Source organism: Micromonospora sp. WMMD736 (genome assembly GCF_049179015.1).
Lineage (GTDB): Bacteria > Actinomycetota > Actinomycetes > Mycobacteriales > Micromonosporaceae > Micromonospora.
Map to the genome: position 1 here is coordinate 6,404,262 of NZ_JBMHMI010000001.1, position 22,378 is coordinate 6,426,639.

At 70.8% G+C, this 22,378-nt stretch carries 20 protein-coding genes; 8 read left to right on the forward strand and 12 right to left on the reverse strand.

The annotated features are described in order from the left end of the window. The first annotated feature begins 62 nt into the window (after window positions 1-62). Complete coding sequence (locus ACN269_RS29165; RefSeq protein WP_421475440.1) at window positions 63-674, forward strand: YdeI/OmpD-associated family protein; 612 nt, start codon at window positions 63-65, stop codon at window positions 672-674. Between the two features lie 31 nt (window positions 675-705). Here ACN269_RS29165 and ACN269_RS29170 read toward each other — a convergent pair whose 3' ends face one another. The 4 genes from ACN269_RS29170 to ACN269_RS29185 all read right to left on the reverse strand — a co-directional run bounded on the left by ACN269_RS29170 (window position 706) and on the right by ACN269_RS29185 (window position 3,367). Continuing rightward, on the reverse strand, window positions 706-1,011 hold the full coding sequence (locus ACN269_RS29170; protein ID WP_421475441.1) for a winged helix-turn-helix domain-containing protein: 306 nt from the start codon (window positions 1,009-1,011) through the stop codon (window positions 706-708). 2 nt (window positions 1,012-1,013) lie between these two features. After that, complete coding sequence (locus ACN269_RS29175; RefSeq protein ID WP_421475442.1) at window positions 1,014-1,469, reverse strand: hypothetical protein; 456 nt, start codon at window positions 1,467-1,469, stop codon at window positions 1,014-1,016. Window positions 1,470-1,606: 137 nt separating this feature from the next. Next, a complete protein-coding gene (locus ACN269_RS29180) occupies window positions 1,607-2,359 on the reverse strand; it encodes a GNAT family N-acetyltransferase (RefSeq protein ID WP_421475443.1) in 753 nt (250 codons plus the stop codon). Window positions 2,360-2,410: 51 nt separating this feature from the next. Continuing rightward, window positions 2,411-3,367, reverse strand: coding sequence for an RNA polymerase sigma factor (locus ACN269_RS29185; RefSeq protein ID WP_421475444.1), 957 nt, complete (start codon window positions 3,365-3,367; stop codon window positions 2,411-2,413). Between the two features lie 179 nt (window positions 3,368-3,546). On the opposite strand from ACN269_RS29185, the gene ACN269_RS29190 reads away from it, so the two are divergent. Further along, a complete protein-coding gene (locus ACN269_RS29190) occupies window positions 3,547-4,755 on the forward strand; it encodes an alcohol dehydrogenase catalytic domain-containing protein (RefSeq protein WP_421475445.1) in 1,209 nt (402 codons plus the stop codon). Between the two features lie 90 nt (window positions 4,756-4,845). Here the strand turns inward: ACN269_RS29190 and ACN269_RS29195 are convergent, their stop codons facing one another. Next, on the reverse strand, window positions 4,846-6,966 hold the full coding sequence (locus ACN269_RS29195) for a glycogen debranching N-terminal domain-containing protein (RefSeq protein WP_421475446.1): 2,121 nt from the start codon (window positions 6,964-6,966) through the stop codon (window positions 4,846-4,848). 584 nt (window positions 6,967-7,550) lie between these two features. Between ACN269_RS29195 and ACN269_RS29200 the strand changes: the two genes are divergently transcribed. The 3 genes from ACN269_RS29200 to ACN269_RS29210 all read left to right on the forward strand — a co-directional run bounded on the left by ACN269_RS29200 (window position 7,551) and on the right by ACN269_RS29210 (window position 11,395). Beyond that, window positions 7,551-8,867 (forward strand): cellulose binding domain-containing protein, encoded by a 1,317-nt coding sequence (locus tag ACN269_RS29200; RefSeq protein ID WP_421475447.1) that lies wholly within the window; start codon window positions 7,551-7,553, stop codon window positions 8,865-8,867. Between the two features lie 496 nt (window positions 8,868-9,363). Continuing rightward, on the forward strand, window positions 9,364-10,905 hold the full coding sequence (locus ACN269_RS29205; RefSeq protein WP_421475448.1) for a non-reducing end alpha-L-arabinofuranosidase family hydrolase: 1,542 nt from the start codon (window positions 9,364-9,366) through the stop codon (window positions 10,903-10,905). 91 nt (window positions 10,906-10,996) lie between these two features. Continuing rightward, on the forward strand, window positions 10,997-11,395 hold the full coding sequence (locus ACN269_RS29210; RefSeq protein WP_421475449.1) for a VOC family protein: 399 nt from the start codon (window positions 10,997-10,999) through the stop codon (window positions 11,393-11,395). Between the two features lie 16 nt (window positions 11,396-11,411). On the opposite strand, the gene ACN269_RS29215 is transcribed toward ACN269_RS29210, so the two are convergent. The 3 genes from ACN269_RS29215 to rph all read right to left on the reverse strand — a co-directional run bounded on the left by ACN269_RS29215 (window position 11,412) and on the right by rph (window position 15,780). Further along, window positions 11,412-12,587, reverse strand: coding sequence for an RNA polymerase sigma factor (locus ACN269_RS29215; protein ID WP_421476631.1), 1,176 nt, complete (start codon window positions 12,585-12,587; stop codon window positions 11,412-11,414). Window positions 12,588-12,660: 73 nt separating this feature from the next. Beyond that, window positions 12,661-13,017, reverse strand: a complete 357-nt coding sequence (locus ACN269_RS29220) for a YciI family protein (RefSeq protein WP_421475450.1) — start codon at window positions 13,015-13,017, stop codon at window positions 12,661-12,663. 147 nt (window positions 13,018-13,164) lie between these two features. Beyond that, on the reverse strand, window positions 13,165-15,780 hold the full coding sequence (gene rph, locus ACN269_RS29225; protein ID WP_421475451.1) for a rifamycin-inactivating phosphotransferase: 2,616 nt from the start codon (window positions 15,778-15,780) through the stop codon (window positions 13,165-13,167). Between the two features lie 414 nt (window positions 15,781-16,194). Here rph and ACN269_RS29230 point away from each other — a divergent pair, with 414 nt between their 5' ends. Then, window positions 16,195-17,031 (forward strand): alpha/beta fold hydrolase, encoded by an 837-nt coding sequence (locus ACN269_RS29230; RefSeq protein ID WP_421475452.1) that lies wholly within the window; start codon window positions 16,195-16,197, stop codon window positions 17,029-17,031. Between the two features lie 7 nt (window positions 17,032-17,038). Here ACN269_RS29230 and ACN269_RS29235 read toward each other — a convergent pair whose 3' ends face one another. Further along, a complete protein-coding gene (locus tag ACN269_RS29235) occupies window positions 17,039-17,752 on the reverse strand; it encodes a hypothetical protein (RefSeq protein WP_421475453.1) in 714 nt (237 codons plus the stop codon). Window positions 17,753-17,957: 205 nt separating this feature from the next. Between ACN269_RS29235 and ACN269_RS29240 the strand changes: the two genes are divergently transcribed. After that, window positions 17,958-18,848 (forward strand): SGNH/GDSL hydrolase family protein, encoded by an 891-nt coding sequence (locus tag ACN269_RS29240; RefSeq protein ID WP_421475454.1) that lies wholly within the window; start codon window positions 17,958-17,960, stop codon window positions 18,846-18,848. A gap of 103 nt (window positions 18,849-18,951) precedes the next feature. Beyond that, complete coding sequence (locus ACN269_RS29245; RefSeq protein WP_421475455.1) at window positions 18,952-19,632, forward strand: DUF6891 domain-containing protein; 681 nt, start codon at window positions 18,952-18,954, stop codon at window positions 19,630-19,632. A gap of 18 nt (window positions 19,633-19,650) precedes the next feature. Here the strand turns inward: ACN269_RS29245 and ACN269_RS29250 are convergent, their stop codons facing one another. From ACN269_RS29250 to ACN269_RS29260, 3 genes are all read right to left on the reverse strand, one after another. Then, window positions 19,651-20,796, reverse strand: a complete 1,146-nt coding sequence (locus ACN269_RS29250) for an RNA polymerase sigma factor (RefSeq protein WP_421476633.1) — start codon at window positions 20,794-20,796, stop codon at window positions 19,651-19,653. A gap of 8 nt (window positions 20,797-20,804) precedes the next feature. Beyond that, window positions 20,805-21,209: a YciI family protein gene (locus ACN269_RS29255; RefSeq protein WP_421475456.1), complete on the reverse strand. Its 405-nt coding sequence runs from the start codon at window positions 21,207-21,209 to the stop codon at window positions 20,805-20,807. Between the two features lie 128 nt (window positions 21,210-21,337). After that, entirely contained in the window at window positions 21,338-22,378 is a 1,041-nt protein-coding gene (locus ACN269_RS29260) for a LacI family DNA-binding transcriptional regulator (protein WP_421475457.1), read from the reverse strand.

The window sequence follows — 22,378 nt, forward strand, 5'->3', positions numbered from 1 at the left end:
CCGGTGCCGGAACGGCCCACCTGGTGGAGGCTGGCCGACGGGCGCGACGTTAGCCTGCTGTCATGGCGAGCGCCGAACTCCAGGAGTTGATCGTTGCGGACGCCGACGCGCTGCGCGTGTGGCTGACGGCCAACCACACCACGTCGCCCGGCGTCTGGCTGGCCCTGACCAAGAAGGGCGGCACGGTCACGACGCTGACCTGGCAGCAGGCCGTCGACGAGGCGCTCTGTTTCGGCTGGATCGACGGGCAGGCCCGCAAGCGGGACGAGGAGTCTTCCTGGATCCGGTACACCCCCCGCCGCCCGCGCAGCATCTGGTCGCAGCGGAACGTCGCGCATGTGGAGCGGCTGGAGGCGCAGGGGCGGATGACGCCCGCGGGCCGGGCCGTGGTGGAGGCCGCCAAGGCCGACGGGCGGTGGGCGGCCGCGTACGCCCCGCCGTCGGAAGCCGAGGTGCCGGCCGACCTGCTCGCCGCCATCGCCGCCGATCCCGCGGCCCAGGCCATGTTCGACGTGCTCACCAAGACCAACCGATTCTCGCTCATCCACCGCGTCAACGCGGTCAAGCGGGCCGAGACCCGCGCGCGCAAGATCAGTGAATTCGTCGCCATGCTGGCCCGCCACGAGACCCCCTATCCGCAGAAGGCCCGGCCGTCCAGCCCGCCGTCGTCGTGAGCCTGGCGGGTGGCGACGGGGCAACGGCAAGCTAGTCGGCGCCGTCCACGCGGGCGGCGATCTCCCGCAGGGCGGCGATGTGGCCGCTCAGGGCCGCCCGGCCGGCCGCGGAGAGGTTGATCCACGTCCGGGGGCGCTTGCCCACGTAGCCCTTGCGCACCTCGACGTAACCGGCGTCGCTCAGGTTCGAGATCCGCTTGGACAGGGCCGAATCGCTGAGGTCCATGGCGTCGCGGACGAACGCGAACTCGGCCCACTCACTCCCCGCCAGCAGCGCCAGGATGCCCAGCCGGGTCGGATCGAGCAGGGCCGGGTCCAACTTCGGATCGGCCGCCACGGTCAGGCCGGGCGGGTGAGGACGTGACGCTGCCACCACGGCCCGGCGACGCTCAGCAGGACACCGCCGACCAGGCCGAACCACACCCAGAGATGGGGGACGTCCAGGGCGGTGGCCAGGGCCGCGCCACCGATCAGGAGGGCCAGCACGAGGGCCGACCACAGCAGGCTCGACGTGTCGGGAGTGGCACGGGGACGCACCGGCCGCCGCAGTAACGCCGCTCCCCAGCGGGTGTTGGCGGCCATCGAGGCGAGCAGCAGCAGGATGACGATGGTGGTGCCGTAGGTGCGGACGAAGTCCGGGTACCGGTCGGCCACGATCCCGTACGCCGCGACGAGGATTCCGGCCGCGAGCCAGGTCCACCGTGAGCGGCCGGCGGCCGCTGCCGTCTGGTCCCGGCGTCGGTCGACGTCCTCGAGAGCCTGCCGTGCCTCTTCCGGGGTCGGTGTGGTGCCCATCGTGCCCCTCCTTGAGCTAGGGAAAGTACTTGCTCGTACGGAAAGTTAACATTCACTTTCCGTACGAGCAAGTTGTTGCCAGATCGGTCACGCGCTGCCGGCCGGCCCGCCGTACGACCCGGCCGGCAGCGCCGGGTTCACTCCGGGAGCTGGTAGAGGCGGTAGCGGGTGACCGTGTCGAAACCGATCTGCCGGTACACCGGTTCGCCCTCGCTGCTCGCCTGGAGGGTGGCGATCCGCAGCCCGGCCGCGCGGGTGATGCGCAGCGCCTCGCGGGTCAGGGCGCTCGCGATGCCCCTGCGGCGGTGGTCGGGGTGGGTGGCGATGCAGTACAGAGCGCCGACGTCGGTGCCGAGCGACAGGGTGCACGTGCCCACGGTGCGGCCGTCCACGACGCCGGCGAGGCGGACCACGTCCGGGTAGGCGAAGGACAGCTCCCGGTCGACGACGAGCCCGAGATCGCCGGAGAGGCCGAGCGGTCCGGCGTACGCCTCGACGTACTCGCGCATCTCAGCCGGCGTGGCCGCGACCTGGATCCGCAGGTCGCGGGGTGCCTCGACCTCGGCCAGCGTGGTCACGTCGACCGCCATGACGGGCATGTCGGAGATCTGCTTCGCACCGTGTGCGAGCAGGCCCTCGGCGGTGCCCTCGTCGCTGTCCGCGCCCACCCACCAGCCCCAGGTCGAGCCGGTCAGGTGCTTGCGCGCCTCCGTGATCGCGTCGTCGAGCTGCCGCCCGCGTACCCGCAGGACCCCGTTGAGCAGCGGGTGCGGGATGTCGGTCCGATAGGTCGGCAGGTCGGTGTCGGGCTCGGTGCCGGCCCAACCGCACCAGTACGTGCGGTTCGCGGCGAGCTGCGGTTCCAGGTCGTGGATGGAGTACGTGGTCATACCCTCAGGACTTCGTTCGGCGGGCGGAAGTTCGATTCCGCGGCGGATTCGCTAGAACCGGGGTGGACGTGGGGTGTGCAGAAGGCGCACCTCGCGCACCAGGCCCTTTTTCTCCCTCAACAACCAGGTCGCCCCGGGTGGGCAGTGGTACGGATCCTCCGGCGGGTTGATGAAGGCGTTCTCCCAGATCGTGACGCCGGACCCGGCGAGCACTCCGGTGATCTTCGCCGCGACGCCGGACTCGTAGTCCTGCCGCATGACGCCGAAGACCGCTTCCCGGCCGATCGTCCGGATGCCGCTCGGCCACCAGAAGGTCATGTCCTCGGCCCAGCGGGCGGCCACCTCGTTCAGCCTGGCACCGTCCGGCACCGCCGACAGGATCGTCGCCGCCTCCTGCTGTCGCTCGGCGCGTAGCGCCACGCTTTCGCCGTGCCGCTCGTCGTGCACCCGGGGGAGGACCTCGGCCAACTGTCGGCGGGCCTCGCTCAGGCGACTACGGACGGTGCCGACCGGCGTACCACAGATCTCGGCGATCTGCTCGTACGAGTTGTGGTCGGTGAAGTACCGCAGCAGCGCCACCGTCTGCGCGGCCGGCGACAACTGCTGGATCGCGTGCCAGACCCAGTCCCGCAGGGCGCTGCGTTCGATACGGGCGACCGGGTCGTCCAGCTCCGAGGCGAGCAGATTCTCGCCGGCCACGCCGACCGGAACGGGGACGCGGGCGCGGAGCATCGTCCGGCAGTTGTTGCGCACGATGGCGTGTAGCCAGGACCGCGCGGCGCCGGGGTCGCGCAGCTCACCGATGCGGCCGAACGCCGTGATCGCCGCATCCTGGCAGGCGTCCTCGGCGTCGGGCCGGGAGCCCAACAGCCGGTGGGCCACGGCGAGCATGCCGGCGTAGTGACGGTCGATGAGCAACGCGAAGCTGGCCGGGTCGCCCCGCTGGGCGCTCCGGACCTGCTCGACCGGGTCGCCGGCCGACACGTACGCCGAGGTCGGGGAGAGCATCCGGAAACGCTAGCTCGGTAATCGGCAAGATCCGCGCCCGGGACTGTCGGCCGAGGGGCGGGACTGCCCGCGCGGTTTGTCGCCGCCCGGCCGGGGAAGCCGGATTCCGTTCCGGGCACGAGGTGTGCCGTTGTCGAGTGCTGGCGCGACGAGAGCGGCCAGCGCGGATGGGAGTACGCGTGAAGGCCGTCGTTTTCCACGGCATCGGTGACATTCGGGTCGACGACGTGCCCGAGCCCCGCATCGAACAACCCACCGACGCGATCGTCCGGATCACCACGGCGGCGATCTGCGGCACCGACCTGCACTTCGTCCGTGGCACCATGCCCGGGATGAAGCCGGGCAAGGTCCTCGGCCACGAGGGCGTCGGGGTGGTCGAGGAGGTCGGTTCGCAGATCCACAACTTCCGGCCGGGTGACCGGGTGGTGATCTCGGCGGTGCTGGGCTGCGGGTCCTGCTGGTACTGCCGTCGGGGCCTCTTCGCGCAGTGCGACAACGCCAACCCGCTCGGGCCGAGGACCGGTACGGCATCGCCCGGCTCACCCGAGATGCAGGGTCCGTTCAACGGCCTACAGGCGGAGTACGCCCGGGTCCCGTTCGCGCACACCAACCTGATCTCCCTCGCCGAGAACGTCACCGAGTCCCAGGCGATCACGCTGTCCGACATCTACCCGACCGGCTACTTCGCAGCGGTTCTCGCCGAGGCCGACGATGGCAAGATCGTCACCGTCTGGGGCTGCGGCCCGGTGGGACAGTTCGCCATCCTCTCCGCGTACCAGCGCGGCGCGTCCCGGCTGATCGCGGTCGACGGACACGCCGACCGGCTGCACCACGCCCGCAGCCGTGGTGCCGAAGTGATCAACTTCAACGAGGACGACCCGGTCGACGCCATCATGCAGTTGACGAACGGGATCGGGGCCGACTGCGCGATCGACGCCGTCGGCGTGGACAGCGAGAGCGCCACGTCGGGGCCGGCGGCCGGTAAGGACGCCGAGCGCAACGCCGAGGAGCAGCGCACGCTCTCGCCCAACCTCGACCCGCAGGGCCAGGACGGGCACTGGAAGCCGGGTGACGCGCCGAGTCAGGCGCAGACCTGGGCGGTGGACAGCCTCGCCAAGGTCGGCACCCTGGGCATCGTGGGCGTCTACCCGCCCGGCGACCGGTACTTCCCGATCGGCACGACGATGGGGCGCAACCTGACCATCCGGGCCGGCAACGGCAACCACCCCCGGTACATCCCCAAGCTGGCGGCCATGGTCGCCTCGGGTCAGGTCCGGCCGGAGGACGTGGTGACGGAGCACGAGCCGCTCACCGACGCGGTCGGCGCGTACCGGGAGTTCGACCTGCGCAGCCCCGGCTGGCTCAAGGTGGCCCTGCGCGCCACCTGAGGACGGTTGCGGCGACGCCCGCATCCTGGCGCGCCGCACACCTGCGGACGAGCCGCCAGGCAGCCTGACCGCGCGGGGTCGCCGGGCAGCTCAGGCCGGGGAGCGCAACCGCGAACCGGAGGCGTCGACGGTCCGTTTCGCGCCGTGCACGTTGACCCCGGTCAACCGGATGCCCCCCAACGTCTCGGGGATGTGCGGATCGGTGGCGAGGACGCCGTCGCTGACGTCGAGCCCGAGCATCGTCCGCAGGAAGAGCAGGGGTGCCCCGCTGGCCCACGCCTGGGGGTTGCAGGCGGTGGGGTAGGGCACGGGTCGTCGTCCCAGCGACCGGTCGTACCCGGAGAACGCCTCGGGCAGGCGGTAGTCGAAGTGGGCCGCCGCTTCGAGCATCGCCATCGCGATGCGGTTGGCCTCGTCCCGGTGGCCGTACCGGGCGAGCCCGGCGGCGATGATCGAATTGTCGTGCGGCCACACGGTGCCGAGGTGGTAGCCGATCGGGTTGAACCCCACGTCGGCGGTCGACAGCGTCCGTACGCCCCAGCCGGAGAACATCTCGTCGGACATCAGGTGCCGGGCCACCACGGCCGCCCGCTCGGACGGAACGATCCCGCTCCACAGCAGGTGGCCCATGTTCGAGGTCATCGAATCGATGGGACGTTTCTCCGCGTCCAGGCCGATCGCGTAGTAGCCACCGCGCTGCGGCAGCCAGTAGTCGCGGTTGAACCGTTCACGCAGATCGGTGGCCTCGGTCCGCAGCCGTCGCGCCAACGGTGCGTCGGCCCACGGCCCGTCGGCGAGTTCCGCGACGCGTACCTTCGCGTCGTAGGTGTAGCCCTGGATCTCGCAGGTGGCGACCGGCAGGTCGGGGAGCCTGCTGTCGGCGAACTGCACGCCGTCCGGCGAGTCGCGCCAGCACTGGTTGCGCATGCCGTTCGGCGAGCGCGTGCCGTACTCGACATACCCGTCGCCGTCGCGGTCCCCGAACTCGTCGATCCACCGCAGCGCCGCGTCGACGTTGGGCCGCAACTGCCGCACCAACGCGTCGTCGCCGGTCCACCGCCAGTACTCGGAGAGCAGGATCAGCCAGAGCTGGGTGGTGTCGGCCGCACCGAAGCACGGGCCGTAGGGCTCGATGCCGAGCTGCGTCAGCTCACCGGAGCGGAACTCGTGCAGGATCTTGCCGGGGTCCTGGTCGCTGAAGTCGTCGACGACGGTGCCCTGGTGCGCGGCGAGGGTGACCAGCGCCCCGCGGGCCACGTCCGGCCCGCAGGTGATGCTCTGGTACGCCGTGATCAGCGTGTCCCGGCCGAACACGGTCAGGAACCAGGGCATGCCGGCGGCCAGCAGCACGACCTGCTGGCCGTTGATCTCCTTGACGATGCGCATCGACACCAGGTCGACGGCTGATTTGTGGTAGACGTTGCGCAACAGCTCCGATTCCGCGCTGAGGTCCGGTTTGTTGGCGGTCCACTGCGTCGCCGCGTCGTCGGCGTCGGCGGTGTGTGCTTCGCCGAAGACCCGACTGGTCGGCTGGAAGTCGATACCCTGACAGTTCAACAGCACGCGCACCTCGCAGCCCCAGGTGTCGCCGCGCTCCAGGCGTACGTCCCAGGCCAGCGAGTCACCCTCAACCCGGTCGGCCGGGGGAGCGGCCTCGACGGTGGTGCCGGCCGACCAGCGCGAGTTCCGGTAGGAGAAGAGCAGCGCGGAACCGTCCCGCCGGTGGTCCCGTCGGATGTCGGCCAGCCGGCTCCGTCCCGCTCGCTTGATCTCGAAGAGGTCGGCGAAGTCGACCCCGACGTCCAGCCGCAGACGTACGGAGACCGGTTCGACGCCGAAGTACTGCAACTCGATGCGCTCGTACATGCCGTCTCCGACGAACCGTTCCCGGCGCAGCCCGATGCCGTTCGCTCGCAGGTTCGGTAGCTCCGGGTTGGCGAGGAAGAAGGCCGCGGAGTAGGCGTCGACGGTGCCGGCGCTGAGCACCAGCGGGGCGTGTCCGTCGAGGGTCATCTCCCAACGGCTGAGGTAGCGGGTGTCGTCGTGCACGAGTCCGGCGATGGAATCGGCCGGCACGTCGCCGACCGAATTGGACAACATGAAGGTTCGACCCTCGAATATGCCGACGGAATCGGGGCCGAGTTCCGGAGGCATGTCACGGTTGGCGCCGCCGTGCGGGCGTTCCTGCTGTTTCGTCGGCCGAGAATTCATGGCACCCGCACCTCCCCGGTGGGCAGCCGCGGCCCGCCGTACACGCTCGCAGTCTAGGAGCCCAAAGGGCGATCTCGCTGCTGTATTGCCTGGTGCAGGGCGTGCGCCAGTCGTCGGGCCGACCATGTCGGTCGCGTGCGCGGCACCCGGTTGGTTGAGCATGTTATCGATAACATGCTATGTTCCGGCGCGGGGAGTGAAGGGCACGCTCCCTGTCACCGCAGTCAGTCGGCGCAGGCATGCCGAGGGCTCGCCCTCGCGCCGCCGCACCGATCGGTGACCAGTCCGGGCCGCTCCGCCACTGCCAGGCGACCGCGCGGTCGTCGGACGCCTCCCGGTCCGGCCGCATTCCCCGCATTCCATGCCCCGTCGCGGACAACCCGGCAGCGACGGTACGGCCCGTACACGACCCGTGTACGCCGCACCGGCCGCACGAGCACGCCGGCCCGCAACGGAAAGGACGTCCTGTCACGGCACCTCGTCGGTCGGCCCTCGTCCCGCCCAGGCGGGCGAGCACCCCCCACCGGCACGAACCGGATCGAGGTGCACGTCGTACGCACGATCAACGGCAAGGAGTCGAGCAAATGGTCAGACGGAGACAACTACTGACGATCGTCGCGGCCGCGGCGGCTCTCGTCGTGGCTACCGGCGGTGCGTTGACCGCCGGGTTCCGCGGCGAGGCGGTGGCCGCCACGAACGGCACCCTGGCGGCGACCGCGGGCTGCGGTAAGGCGCCCACGCTGAGCAGCGGAACCCGCACGATCACCAGCAGCGGCCAGAGCCGCACCTACATCCTGCAGATCCCGAGCGGGTACGACCGGAATCGTCAGTACCGGCTGGTCTTCGGCTTCCACTGGCTGAACGGTTCGGCCAACAACGTCGCCTCGGCCGGCTACTACGGGCTCGCGCCGCTGTCGAACAACAGCACCATCTTCGTCGCTCCGCAGGGCATCAATGCCGGCTGGGCCAACACCAACGGCCGGGACCTGACCCTCTTCGACGACATCTCCCGGCAGGTCGAGAACGACCTCTGCGTCGACACGACGCAGCGTTTCGCCCTCGGTTGGAGCTACGGCGGAGCCATGAGTTACGCGGTGGCCTGTGCCCGACCGAACGTCATCCGCGCGGTCGCCGTGCTGTCCGGCGCGAACCTCAGTGGCTGTAACGGCGGCACCCAGCCGGTTCCGTACTTCGGCATCCACGGCATCTACGACAGCGTGCTCAACATCTCCCAGGGTCGGGCGTTGCGCGACACGTTCGTCAGGAACAACGGTTGCACGGCGCAGAGCCCGCGGGAGCCCAGCCGGGGCAGCCTGACCCACATCACCACCACCTACTCCGGCTGCCGCGCCGGGTATCCCGTGCAGTGGGCCGCGTTCGACGGCGACCACACGCCGAGCCCGGTCGACGGGTCGGGTAGCCCCAACGACTCGCGGACCTGGACCTCGGGTGAGATCTGGCGGTTCTTCAGCCAGTTCCAGTCCACGACTCCGCCCACCACGCCCCCGCCGACGACGCCCCCGCCCACGACTCCGCCGCCGACCACCCCGCCGCCGACGACGCCCCCGCCGACCACCCCGCCGCCGACCGGCGAGCCGGGCACCTGCGCCGCCACCTACCGGGCGATCAACAGTTGGCCGGGTGGCTTCCAGGCCGAGGTCACCGTCACCAACGGGACCACCAGCACGATCAACGGTTGGACGGTGGGTCTGACCCTGGCCAACGGCCAGGCCATCAGCAGCCTGTGGAGCGGCATCAACACCGGGACCACCGGCAACGTCACCGTTCGTAACGCCGCCTACAACGGCACGCTCGCGCCGAACGGCTCGACGACCTTCGGCTTCACCGCCAACGGAGACGGCGCCACTCCGCCCAGCAACGTCACCTGCACCAGCTCCTGAGCACGGGTGCCCGGGTCCGGAGCCAGCGCATCCGGACCCGGGCGCCAGGACCGATGCGGCGTCGCCCCGGCCGGAGGTCGGTTGACGGGCCGTCGCGAGCGCGGCGGCGTCGGGGGGGGTCGCGGTGCTTTATGCGCGAATGTCGATGTTAGCGTCAGTCATTTCAGAGTTGCCGAGCGTGCCGGCCCGGGTGCGGCACGGTGCGTGGCCGGTTGGCAGGCGCGTGACCGGCGTCAATGGTTGAACCCGACGGACCGGCCCCGCTTTACGCGGATGTTACGTCTTGACGAACAGCATGTTATCGCTCACAGTCGATGGTCAAGGACGACGTCGGATGCGATGCGCCGCCGGCTGACTTCGTCGACCGTCAATCCGACTGTGTCCGCAGCACACCGGGGTCGTGTTAACGCGAACATCCCGCCGTGTGCGTCCGGTCGCGTGTCGTGGTGCGCCCAGCTTCGGGTAGCCGTTCGGCTCCCTGTGATTGAGGAGGAACATGTCCGCCATTGGTACGTCCCCGGGGACAGCGCCGCGCTCGCGGCGGCGAGCGTGGTTGGTACGAGCGGCAGCCGCCAGTGTGGCCGCGGTGGTGGTCGCGGGCGCCGCCGCGATGGCGGTGTCGTCGCCCGCGGCCGCGGCGAGCGTCGACACGAGCGCGTGGTACGTCCTGGTGAATCGCAACAGTGGCAAGGCGTTGGATGTCTACAACCTGGCCACGAACGACGGTGCGCGGATCACGCAGTGGACGCGTAACAACGGTAATCAGCAGCAGTGGCAGTTCGTGGATTCCGGTGGTGGGTACTACCGGGTCAAGTCGCGGTTGTCGGGCAAGGTGTTGGACGTCTCGGGCCGGTCGACCGCCAATGGTGGGGCGATCGTGCAGTGGTCCGACAATGGTGGGACCAACCAGCAGTTCCGCCTCGCCGACTCGGACAGCGGTTATGTGCGTCTGATCAACCGCAACAGCAACAAGGTCATGGAGGTGCAGGGCGCCTCGACCGCCGACGGTGGCAACATCGTGCAGTACGACGACTGGAACGGCACCAACCAGCAGTGGCAGCTCGTGCGCGTCGACGGCGGGGGCAACCCGACCACGCCGCCACCGACCACGCCACCCCCGGGCGGCACCTGTGACCTGCCGTCGTCGTACCGGTGGTCGTCGACCGGGGCGTTGGCGCAGCCGAAGTCGGGCTGGGTCTCCCTCAAGGACTTCACCGTGGCCCCCTTCAACGGTCAGCAGCTCGTCTACGCCACCACCCACGACTTCGGCTCGTCGTGGGGCTCGATGAACTTCGGCCTGTTCACCAACTGGTCCCAGATGGGCTCGGCCAGCCAGAACACCATGAACAGCGGCACCGTCGCACCCACGCTGTTCTACTTCGCACCCAAGAACATCTGGGTCTTGGCCTACCAGTGGGGCGGCCCGGCCTTCTCCTACCGCACCTCCACCGACCCCACCAACCCCAACGGCTGGTCCGCCGCCCAGACCCTGTTCACCGGCAGCATCACCGGCTCCGGCACCGGCCCCATCGACCAGACCCTCATCGCCGACGACCAGAACATGTACCTCTTCTTCGCCGGCGACAACGGCAAGATCTACCGCGCCAGCATGCCCATCGGGAACTTCCCCAGCAGCTTCGGCTCGAACTACACCACCATCATGAGCGACACCACCAACAACCTCTTCGAAGCACCCCAGGTGTACAAACTCCGCGGCCAGAACCGCTACCTCATGATCGTCGAAGCCATCGGCAGTCAGGGCCGCTACTTCCGCTCCTTCACCGCCACCAGCCTCAACGGCTCCTGGACCCCCCAGGCCGCCACCGAGAGCAACCCCTTCGCCGGCAAGGCCAACAGCGGCGCCACCTGGACCAACGACATCAGCCACGGCGAGCTGATCCGCACCAGCGCCGACCAGACCTTCACCGTCGACCCCTGCAACCTGCAACTGCTCTACCAAGGCCGATCGCCCTCCTCCAACGGCGTCGACTACGGCCTGCTGCCCTACCGCCCGGGCCTGCTCACCCTGCAACGCTGACCTGACCCACCGCCCGCGGGGCGGGCCCGGCACCACGCCGAGCCCGCCCCGCGTCACGTCCACCGGCCCCCGCCTCTGCCAGGCTGGGGGCATGCCCTTGAGCGCGCACCACCTCAGAACATCGGTCGCCGTCTCCGACATCGCGCGGGCGGTCGCCTTCTACGAAGGCAAACTGGGCCTACGGGCGCTGCGGTCCGCGCCCAGCGCCCACATCGTCGACGGCAGCCGCATCTACGCCTCCGGCGGCGGACCGGCCCTGAACGTGTACCAGTCGGTCACCGCCGGGACGACCGAGGCGACGCTGGCGACGTGGTACGTCGACGACCTCGACGAGATCGTCGACGAACTCGTGGCCGCCGGCGTCGACCTCGTGCGGTACGAGCAGTTCGAGCACGACCCGAAGGGGATCACCGCGCGGGCCGGCGGCGGGCGTGTCGCCTGGTTCCAGGATCCGGACGGCAACACGTTCGCCATCGAGGCCGACGTCTGACCGGTGGTGCCGGCGCTCACAGATGCCGTTCCACTTCGCTGAGCCGCTCGCTGAGAAAGGTCCGTTCGACGTCGTTGTCGGTGAGGGTCAAGGCCTCCTCGTAGGCCGTCCGGGCCTGCCGCCACTGCCCCAACTGGCGCAGGAAGTCGGCCCGGGCGGCACTCAGATATCCGTACGTGGCGAGGGCCGGGTCGGCGAGCAGGGGGTTCAGCGCGTCGAGGCCGGCCCGGGGGCCGTCGCGCAGACCGATCGCGACGGCCCGGTTGAGATCGACCACGGGAGAGGGCCAGATCCGGAACAGGGTGTCGTAGAGCGCGACGATCTGGGCCCAGTCGGTGTCCTGCCAGCGCGGCGCCTCGGCGTGCAGGGCGGCTATCGCCGCCTCCAAGGCGTACCGTGTCGGAGGCCGACGACGCAGCGCGTCGGTGACCAGGGCTCGGCCCTCGGCGATGAGCTGCCGGTCCCAGCGCGAGCGGTCCTGCTCGGACAGCAGCACCAGCCGCCCGTCCGCCGATCTGCGGGTGCGCTGGCGGGCGGCGTTGAGCAGCAGCAACGCGAGCAGTGCGCTGATCTCGGCGTTGGTCGGCATCAGCAGGTGCAGCATGCGGGCCAGCCCGATCGCGCTGTCCACCAGATCCTCGCGGACCAGTTCGGCGCCGAGCGGCGCCGTGTGGCCGGTGGTGAAGATCAGGTGGACGACCTCCAGGACGGCGCTCACCCGCTCGTCGAGCTGGTCCGGGCCCGGCACCCGGTACGGGATGCGGGCCGCGGCGATCTTCTTCTTGGCCCGGGTGATGCGGGCGGCCATGGTGGCCGGCTGCACGAGGAACGCGCGGGCCACCTCGGGCGTGGACAGCCCGCACACCAGGCGCAGCGTCAGGGCGACCTGGGCGTCCTGGGCCAGCGCCGGGTGTGCGCAGGTGAAGATGAGCCGCAGCCGGTCGTCGACGAGACCGTCCTCGGGACCCGGCGTGGTCTCGTCGGCCACGAGCAGCGGCATCCGGCGACGGAACGCCGACTCGCGGCGCAGGACGTCGCGCGCCCGGTTGCGCGCGGTGGTGGTCAACCAGGCCCCCGGCCGGTCCGGAATGCCAGCCTTCGTCCAGGTCTCCAGGGCCTGCGCGAACGCGTCCTGTGTGCACTCCTCGGCCAGGTCGAGGTCGCGGGTCAGGTGGGCCGTGGTGCTGAACACCTGGGCCCAGTCGCGGCGGTGCGCCTGGGCGACCGCCGCGACGACCTCGTCCTTCGTCCGTGGGTCGGTCACGTCAACCGTGGTCGACCACCGGGCGGATCTCCACACCGCTGTGCGATGCGTGCACCTCGGGAAGCAGCGCCGCCAACGACAGGACCTCGTCCAGGTCGGTGGCCTCGATCAGGTAGTAGCCGCCGAGCGCCTCCTTGGTCTCCAGGAACGGCCCGTCGGTCGTCTTGATCTGGCCCGTGGAGTCCGAGCGCAGCGTGGTGGCCGTGGGCGACATCTCCAACTGCTGCCCGTCGATGATCTGCCTGCCGGCCTTCTCGGCGAACGCCGCGTGCGCGGCGTCGTGCGCCTTCCACTGCTCGGCGGTCATCGCGTCCCACTGCTGGGCGTCGCCGTAGATCAGAATCATGTACTTGGCCATGGCTCAGGTCCCGTCCGTGTGCCGGCCGCCTCTCGTGGTGGCCTCTACAGTACGACGGGTCGCGCGGGCGGTAGATCGACAGCCGCGCCGAGAAGTTCGGGCCTGGGCTTCGCGGCGATCGGGCTGCGGCTGGTTGCCGACGATGCCTTACCACTGAGCGCCCTCGTCCGACAGGATCTCGACGTAGCCGTCGGCGCCGTGTACCCGGATCCGTTGCCCGTCACGGATGAGCCTGGTCGCGTCCGGCACGCCGACGACGGCCGGTAGGCCGTACTCCCGGGCGATGACCGAGCCGTGGGTCATCAGGCCACCCACCTCGGTGACCAGCCCGGCGACCGCCACGAACAGCGGCGACCAGCTCGGGTCGGTGTACGCGGTGACCAGGATGTCGCCCGGGGACAGGTCGGCCTCGGCCAGGTCGAGAAGGACGCGGGCGCGACCCTCGACGACCCCGTCGGAGACGCCGAGACCGACGAGCGCACCGGTCGGCAGGTCGTCGCGTCGGTACGCCCCGGAGATGCCCTCTCCCTCGGAGGTGAGCACCCGGGGTGGGGTCAGCGTCTGGTACGTCCGGAACGCCTCCCTGCGCCGCTCGACGAGGTGGTCGTCGATCCGGTGCGTCCGTACCACGTCGTGCAGCTCGGCGAAGGTGAGGTAGAAGATGTCGTCGACCTGGCGCAGCACGCCGGCCTGGACGAGGGCCTCCGCCTCCCGGAGCAGGGCCTGCTTGTAGACGAGGTAGCGGCTGATGATCGCGTACTTCGGGTACTCCCGATATCCGATGAAGGTGCGGACCCGGTCGATCATCCGTGCGGTCTCGTCGGCCTTGCGCTCCCCGTCCGGCAGGGCGCGCAGGCGTTCCAGCAGCTCGTCGCGCTTGCGCTGGGCCTCCTCGCGCCCCTGCGCGAAGCGCCGCGCGGCCGCGCCGGGCTCGTGCAGCCTGACGTTGTCGAGGATCAGGGGTACGAGCGTGGTGGGGCGTTCGACCCAGCGTGGCCTGGTGATGTCGATCTCGCCGACACAGCGCATCCCGTACCGGTCGAGATAGGCCCGGAGGGCGTCGCGTGCCTGGACGCCGCCCGGCAGCCTCGGCAACTCGTCGAGGAAGCCGTCGTCGTCGACGTCCCGCAGGAAGGCCACCACCTCGGGGTACGGACGAATCGCGTCCGCGACGTCGAGCAGCGCCAGGCCCATCTCCGACGTGACGTTGCCGGAGGCCGACAGGGTGAGGGTGTCGGCGGCGTTCCGCTCACCCAGCCATCCGGCAAGCTGTTCGTTGAGCCACCAGGTGGCCTCCATACCCGCCATGATCACCTGCATGCTCAACGGGTCGGCGAGCAGCCGCTTGTGCTCCTCGAATGCCGCGAGCAGGACGTCGAACAGCGCCGGTCCGGTCACCGTCGCGATGTCATGCCGTAGCGCGGCGAGGGCCGTACGGCTGCGCTCGACCAGTTCGGTGACGATGGCGGGATCGTTCTCGATCGTGGTCGGCGCGCCACCGAGCCGCGGGACACCGGGTGCGTCGTCGGTCAGCGTCGGTACGAAGTCGCGGGCGAGGAGGGTCTCCAGCGCGTCCCGGGTCAACGGATCGGACCTGCCCGCCATCTGGAGGAAGCCGGCGCGGCTTGCGGGCGACGCCAGGATCGCGGTGGCGTCGACGAAGAGCCGCCCACCGGCCTCGTGCATCGGCGCCATCGCCGTGAGCTGCCACATGGACAGCCCCAGCGGTTTCATGGCGTCGGTCATCATCTGCTGATGCCCCACGGAGAGGTAGACGTGGTTCGCCCCGTCCCGGGCGGTGGCGGGTACGGGGAAGAGCGTGGTGATCGGCCGGCTCTGGACGATCTGGATGTCGTCGTCGGCGAGGCACCACTCGATGTCCTGCGGGCAGTCGAAGGCCGCCTCGATGCGCCGCCCCACCCGTACCAGTCGCAGGACCTGGTCGTCCGTCAGCGCCGGCTGGCCCTGCCGGTCCGCGCTGACCTCCCGCCGGGCGGTGCCACCGCCCGGCAGGGCGTCGACGGCGAGGCGCTTGACGGCGATCGACCTGTCGACGATCGCGTCGTCGCGCACCCGGTAGGCGTCCGGGTTCACCAGCCCGGAGACCAGGGCCTCGCCGAGACCGAAACTGGCCTCCACGGCGGCGACCCTCCGGTTGGACGTGACGGGGTCGGCCGTGAACAGCACGCCGGCCGCCTGCGGGAAGACCATCTTCTGCACGACGACGGCGAGGTGGACGGTTCGGTGGTCGATGCCGTTGCGCAGCCGGTAGGTGACGGCCCGCTCAGTGAAGAGTGCGGCCCAGCACCGGCTCAGGTGCGTGACGACGGCCTCCGTGCCTCGAACGTTCAGGTAGGTGTCCTGCTGGCCGGCGAAGGACGCCGTCGCGAGGTCCTCCGCGGTGGCGCTGGACCGGACGGCGTAGGCCGTGTCGGTGCCGTGCCGGCGCAGGGCCGCGCCGATCGCCGCCACCACGTCGTCCGGTGGGACGATTCCCTCGATCAGTCGGCGGATCTCCGCGCTGAGGTCGCGGATCGTCTCCCGGTCGTCCACCGCCAGGCGCGACAGGTGGTCGAGGTGATCCGCCATCGCGGGCGCCCCGGCCAGCACCCGCCGGTAGGCGTCGGTCGTCACACAGAAACCGGGCGGTACGCGGACGCCCTCGATCCGCGTCAGCGCCCCCAGCCGGGCGCCCTTGCCGCCGACGATCGCGACCTGTGTCTCGTCGACCTCGTCGAGATCCCACACGTACCGGTCCGTCATCGCGCCACCCCGACCCGGACGACCGGCGTGAATTCTCGCGTCCTACACAACACGTGGTGCCCCGATTCTTCGCATCGTTCCCGTCTCCGGCCGACGATTCTGCGCCACGACCAGGGTCTTGCGGCAAGGCCCCGGTCGCGATATACGTTGAAGTGGGAGCGGTTACCGGTGGCGTTTTCCGGCCACGCAGGGAACGCCATGAACCGAAATCACGAAACGCGGCACGGCCTCCGCTGACGGCGCGCGAGAGGGAGCTGCCGCGACAGCGGTCCACACAGGTTCTCTTCGTCGAGGGTGCCGGGGCGTCGCGTCCCTACGCCGACCGACCTCGCCGGCCACGGCGTCGGACCTCACTTTGACGTCTGCGGCTAATCGTATTAGCCTTAAGCTAAGATGATTAGCCTGGAGGCTTCGATGACCGAGTACCTGAACGTGGACGGCGGCACCCTCGCGTACGAGGTGACCGGCTCCTCCGGCCCGCTCGTCGTGCTCGCCCACGGCATGGGTGACAGCCGTGAGGCGTACCGCTTCGTCGCGCCGCGCCTGGCGGCCGCCGGCTACCGGGTGGCCGCGGTCGACCTGCGCGGTTGTGGCGAGTCGAGCGTCGGATGGCGCTCCTACAGTCGCACCGACATCGCGGGCGACCTGCTCGCGGTCGTCCGCCACCTCGGCGGCCCGGCCGTGCTGGTCGGCCACTCGGTCTCCGGCGGGGCCGCCACCATCGCCGCCGCCCGGGCGCCCGAGGCGGTCACCGGGATCGTCGAACTGGCTCCCTTCACCCGCAAGCAGTCGATCAAGCTGGGCGACCTACGGATCGCCCGCTACCGCAGGGGCATCGCCCGGCTGCTCGGCACCGGCCTGTTCGGCAGCGTCCGGCTCTGGCGCAGCTATCTCGACGTGGCCTACCCGGGCCGCAAGCCGGCCGACTGGTCCGCCCGTACGGCCCGGATCGACGCCATGATGCGCGAACCCGGCCGTATGGCGGCGATGCGCACGATGGGTCGGTCGGCGCCGACCGACGCCGGGGCACAACTGGGTAACGTGCGTTGTCCGGTCCTGATCGTCGAGGGCACGCTCGACCCGGACTGGGCCGACCCGCGCGCCGAGGGCGCGGCCATCGTGGCCGCGCTGCCAGCCGGGCTGGGCCGGCTCGAGCTGGTCGAGGGCGCGGGTCACTACCCGCACGTGCAGTACTCCGACGAGGTGCTGACCCTGTTGCTCGCCTTCCTGGGCGCGCACGCCCGCGCCTGATCGGCGGTCAGGCCAGCAGTTGCTCCCGCATCCGCGCGCCCAGGTTGATCCGTCCCACCGGACGCCCGGCGTGCGGATCGTGGACGTCCAGGCTGTTGTTGCGGCGCATCATCGCGCGGACCGGCGGCGGCAGTCGCGGTGGGTCGTCCATTGCCGCGAGGATCTGCGCGGCGCTCGCGATCAGTCGATCGACCAGGGCTGCCCCGTCGGTGTCCACCCGCACCCGGCCGTACTCCCAGGCGGCGGTGGTGAGGTCGAGCACCTCGAACATGTGGGTCACCAGCGGCGCCGGATCGGTCACCCGGTCGAGCCGGGCCGCGCGACCGCCGACCACCGCGACGGCGGCGGTCACCTGCGCGTACGGGTGGAAGCCGCAGGGCAGCGCGAACAGTGGCCAGCGCAGTCCGGGACCGGCCTCCGACCACAGTTGCCGGTAGTTGCGCCGGTGTACAAGGAGTCGTCGGCCCGTCCGACGGTGGATGTCCTGGGCCTGTGCCCGAAGATCAAGGTGCGCCTCCTCGGCGACCTGGTGCAGGACCCGGGCCGCGACCACCAGGCCGTCGTCCCCGCTCAGCATCCCGGTCGCCGCCTCGACCTGCGCGGAGAACGGGGTCCGCGCCTGCGGGCCGTACCCGTGCTGGAGGTCTCGCAGCAGCGTCTGCTGCCGCTCCGGGTCGAGCTGGATCCGCCCGCCGCCCAGCAGCCGCTGGAGCCAACGCATGTCGCCTCGTTTCAGCAGAGCCGTCCCGAACTGTCGCCATGCTATGCGCCGGGGGATCATCGCGTGTCGCAGGGGTGCGCGGTAACGGCGGAATCCACATTCCAGGCTGTCATTTAGTGAGGTTCATCGATATTGACGTTAGCCTTCGTTAAGGGACAGGATCTCGGCACCACCACCATCGCCGCGATCTCCCTTGGGAGGCGTCATGTCCCGTCCCCGCCTGCCGCTCCCGCGGGCAGCCGCCCGACTGGCCGTACTCGCCACGGCCGCCGTCGGTGTCCTGCTCGCCGTCACCACACCCGCCAGCGCCGCGGTCCCCTCCGGCCGCTACGTCGCGCTGGGCGACTCGTACACCGCTGGTCCCCTGATCCCGACCCAGGTGGATCTCAACTGTCTGCGGTCGAACCGCAACTATCCCTCCCTGGTGGCCGTGGCCGCCGGCTCGGCGTCGTTCGCCGACGTGAGCTGCTCCGGGGCCACCACCGACGACATCCTCTACGGCGGCAGTGGTCAACTGGGCATCAACCTGCCGCCGCAGCTCAACGCGGTCACGTCGAGCACCTCGCTGGTGACGGTGCAGATCGGCGGTAACGACATCGGCTTCTCCGGCATCATCAGCGAGTGCGCGGAGGCGAGCCTCAGCAGTCCCCTCGGGTCGCCGTGCAAGAACCGGTACACGGCCGGTGGCACCGACCAGTTGCAGGCCCGGATCGCGGCAACGGTGCCGAAGGTGACCACCGTCCTGCAGGCGATCCGCCGGGCCGCGCCGAGCGCGCGCGTCGTCGTCCTCGGCTATCCGGCGATCCTGCCCGACAGCGGGTACGGCTGCTGGCCGGTAGTGCCGATCGCCTACCAGGACGTGCCGTACCTGCGCGGCATCGAGAAGTCGCTCAACGCCATGCTGGCCAGTGCCGCGGGCGCGAACGGCGCCACCTACGCCGACGTCTACACGCCGTCGATCGGTCGGGACGCGTGCAAGGGCAGCGGCACCCGCTGGGTCGAGGGTCTGGTGCCGCAGAACTCCGCCGCGCCCTTCCACCCGAACGCCCGTGGTGAGCAGGGCATGAGCACTGCGCTGCTGGCCACCCTGAGCTGACCGGGACGGTCGTCAGCGCCGGCCCCGCCGTCGTACGGCGGGGCCGGATCGTCCGTCCCGCCACCGTCGGAGACTGTCGGAGGCCCGTGCCAGGATCCTCGCCATGGATGGATGGACGTACAACGACCGCCCCGAGGGCGTGCGCTTCCTGACCGAGCGGGTCGCCGAGCCGGGTCGCGCCGAGATCGAAGCCGAGATCTGGGACTGGGTCGTGCGCGGGTACGACGACCCCGACGAATTCCTGGACTACCTCGACGGGGACGACGACCGACACGGCGCCACCGACGACGACCTCCGGTCGGCGTACGAGAGCGCGCTGGCCACCCGGCGTGCGCAGCAGCAGGCGTGGGGCGCGGTGCGCGGCAACCTGACCCGGGCGTTCGCCGAGCTCACCGAGGCGGGTGTGGTGGCCCGGGAGAACTTCAGCTGCTGCGGCACCTGCGCGTCCGCCGAGATCCACGACGAGCGCGACGACTCGCGGCACTGGCAGGGCTACCTGTGGTACCACCAGCAGGACACCGAGTCGCTGCTCGCCAGTGAGGACGGCGAGGTCTACCTCGGCTACGGCGTCTATCCGGCGGCGGATTTCGACGAGGCCGCCTACTCGGCCCTGCCGGAGGCCGAGCAGCAGGCCCGTTACCAGACCGACCTGGAACGCCTGCTGGACGAGGTCGCCTTCCCGGTGCTGCGTCGGCACGGCATGCGGGTGGAGTGGAACCGCAAGCAGTCGCAGCGGATCCGGGTTACCGGCGCGCAGTGGTACGCGCCCCTGCCGAGCGTCTGAGGCAGGTCGCGCCAGCCCTCACCGCCGCCGGTGGTCGTTGAGGCGGGCGGCCTGGCGGGTCAGGTGGTCCCGCTCGGCGAGGTTGGCGGCCTTCCGAGCCGCCTCGGCGTAGAGCCGCGCCGCCGTCGCCAGGTCACCGTCGCGCTCATGCAGGTACGCGGCCACCGCCGTGTACCTGGGCAGCGAGTCGTCGAGCCCCGCGAGGGCCGCCAGCCCGGCCCGGGCGCCGTCGGCCGCGCCGACCGCCACGGCGCGGTTGAGCCGGACGACCGGGCTGTCGGTCAGCCGCGCGAGTTCGTCGTACCACTCGACGATCTGCACCCAGTCGGTCTCCTCGGCGCAGGGAGCGTCGGCGTGCAGCGCCGCGATGGCGGCCTGGGCCTGGAACTCGCCGAGCCGGTCGCGGGCGAGGGCCGTCTGGAGGACGCCGACGCCCTCGGCGATGGCGGTCGTGTCCCATCGGCTGCGGTCCTGCTCCGCGAGCGGCACCAGACTGCCGTCGGGCGCGGTCCGGCTGGCACGACGGGCGTGGTGCAGCAGCATGAGGGCGAGCAGCCCCGCCACCTCGGGATGATCGATCGCGACCGCGAGCTGCCGGGTGAGCCGGATGGCCTCGGCGGCGAGGTCGACGTCACCGGTGTAGCCCTCGTTGAAGACCAGGTAGAGCACGCGCAGGACGGTGGTCACGTCGCCGGGCTGGTCGAACCGTACGGTGGAGACGGTGCGTTTGGCCCGGCTGATGCGCTGCGCCATGGTCGCCTCGGGCACCAGGTAGGCCTGGGCGATCTGCCGGGTGGTCAGCCCGCCGACGGCGCGCAACGTGAGCGCGACGGCCGACGACGGCGTCAGCGACGGGTGGGCGCAGAGGAAGTAGAGCGCGAGGGTGTCGTCCACCTCGCTCGTGGGCCCGGGTGTCGGCTCGGTGTCGACGACGTCCTCACGACGGCGGCGGGCGGCGTCCGCGCGGGCGGTGTCGAGGAACCGACGCCACGCCACGGTGATCAGCCAGCCCTTCGCGTCGCGCGGCGGATCGGCCGGCCAGACGCGAACGGCCTCCACCAGCGCGTCCTGCACGGCGTCCTCGGCCGCCGCGAAGTCAGCTCCACGGCGGACGAGAACGGCGAGCACGCTCGGGGTGAGGCTCCGCAGCAGTGCCTGGTCCATCGCGGACGTCACTCCGTGATGGTGGGCGGCTCGGTGAGGAACGGGCGCACCTCCAGCCACTCGTGGATCGGCTTTCCGCCCGCGCCCGGCGCGGCCGACAGCTCGCCCGCCAGCTCGACGGCGCGTTCGTAGCTGTCGACGTCGATCACCATCCAACCGGCGATGAGGTCCTTGGTCTCGGCGAACGGGCCGTCGGTGACCGGCGGGCGTCCTTCTCCGTCGTAGCGGACCCAGGCCCCTTCGGGGGCGAGCGCCTGGCCTTCGATGAACTCGCCGCTCTTCTCCAGCCGGGCGGCGAAGTCGTGCATGTACTGGATGTGCGCGGAGATCTCCTCCGGCGTCCACCGGTCCATCGGCACGTCGTTCACCGCCGCGGGACCGCCCCGGTAGTGCTTCAGCAGCAGGTACTTCATCGTCGTGTTCCTCCTCGCTGGCGCGACCCTTCCGGTCGCGTTCACCCCGGGGACGACGCCGGGTGTGGTTTCTCGACATGGTCGCCGAAAAAAGTTTGGCGACGTCGGGACCCGCCGTTCGGGCGCGGCTACCGGTCCCCGGGTGGCCCGGTGCTGCCCCGGACAACGAGCGCCGTGCTGAGTTCGTACCGCTCCTGGGGCAGGGCGTGACCGTCGGCCAGCGTCAACGCGAGGCGGGCGGCGGTGGCCCCGATCTCGGTGAACGGTTGTCGCACCGTAGTCAGTGGTGGTGACGTCCAGGTCGCCTGGTCCACGTCGTCGAACCCGACGACGCTGAGGTCTTCGGGGATCCGCCGACCGACGTCGTGGGCCGCCGCGTAGACGCCGAGGGCCTGCAGGTCGTTGCCGCAGACGACGGCGGTGGGTGGTTCGGGCAGGGTCAGCAACTCGCGGCCGAGGTCCCGGCCGGCCACGAAGCTGAAGACCCCCTGCCGTTCGAGGCTGTCGTCGAATCCGATGCCGGCATGATCCAGCGCGGCGCGGAAGCCGTCCAGGCGGGCTCGCGCCGCCAGGTCCTGCACCGGTCCGGTGAGTACCCCGATCCGCCGGTGGCCGAGGTCGAGAAGGTGCCGGGTGGCGGCGAGGGCGCCGCTCCAGTTGTTCGACCCGACGGCGGGGGTGGGGAAGAGTTCGCCGCCCGGGTCGATGGCGACCAGGGGTATCCCCATGGCGGCCAACTGTCGGCCGTGTTCGGCGGTGACGAGCGAACAGACCGCGATGACGGCGGTCGGATGCCGCAGCAGCAGGGGCTCCATCCAGGGCAGCCCGGCCGTCACGCGGTGCCGGAGGTCGACGAACCCGACGGTGCAGCGCCGCGCGTCGGCGACCTCCTGGATGCCGCGCAGGATCTCCAGCGCGATCGAGGGCAACATGTGGTGGAAGAGCACCTCGACGCAGCGGGTTCTGGCGGCGTCCTCCAGTCGGCGGTAGCCATGGTCGCGCAACAGTGCCTCCACCCGCTGCCGGGTCTGCTCGCCCACCCCGGCGCGGCCGTTGAGGACCTTGGACACCGTGGGAGGGGACACTCCGGCGAGCTCGGCGATCGTGGCGACGGGCAGGTCACCCCGTTGCGGTTTGCGGGGGCGGCGCCGCCGGCTCTCGTCGCTCAC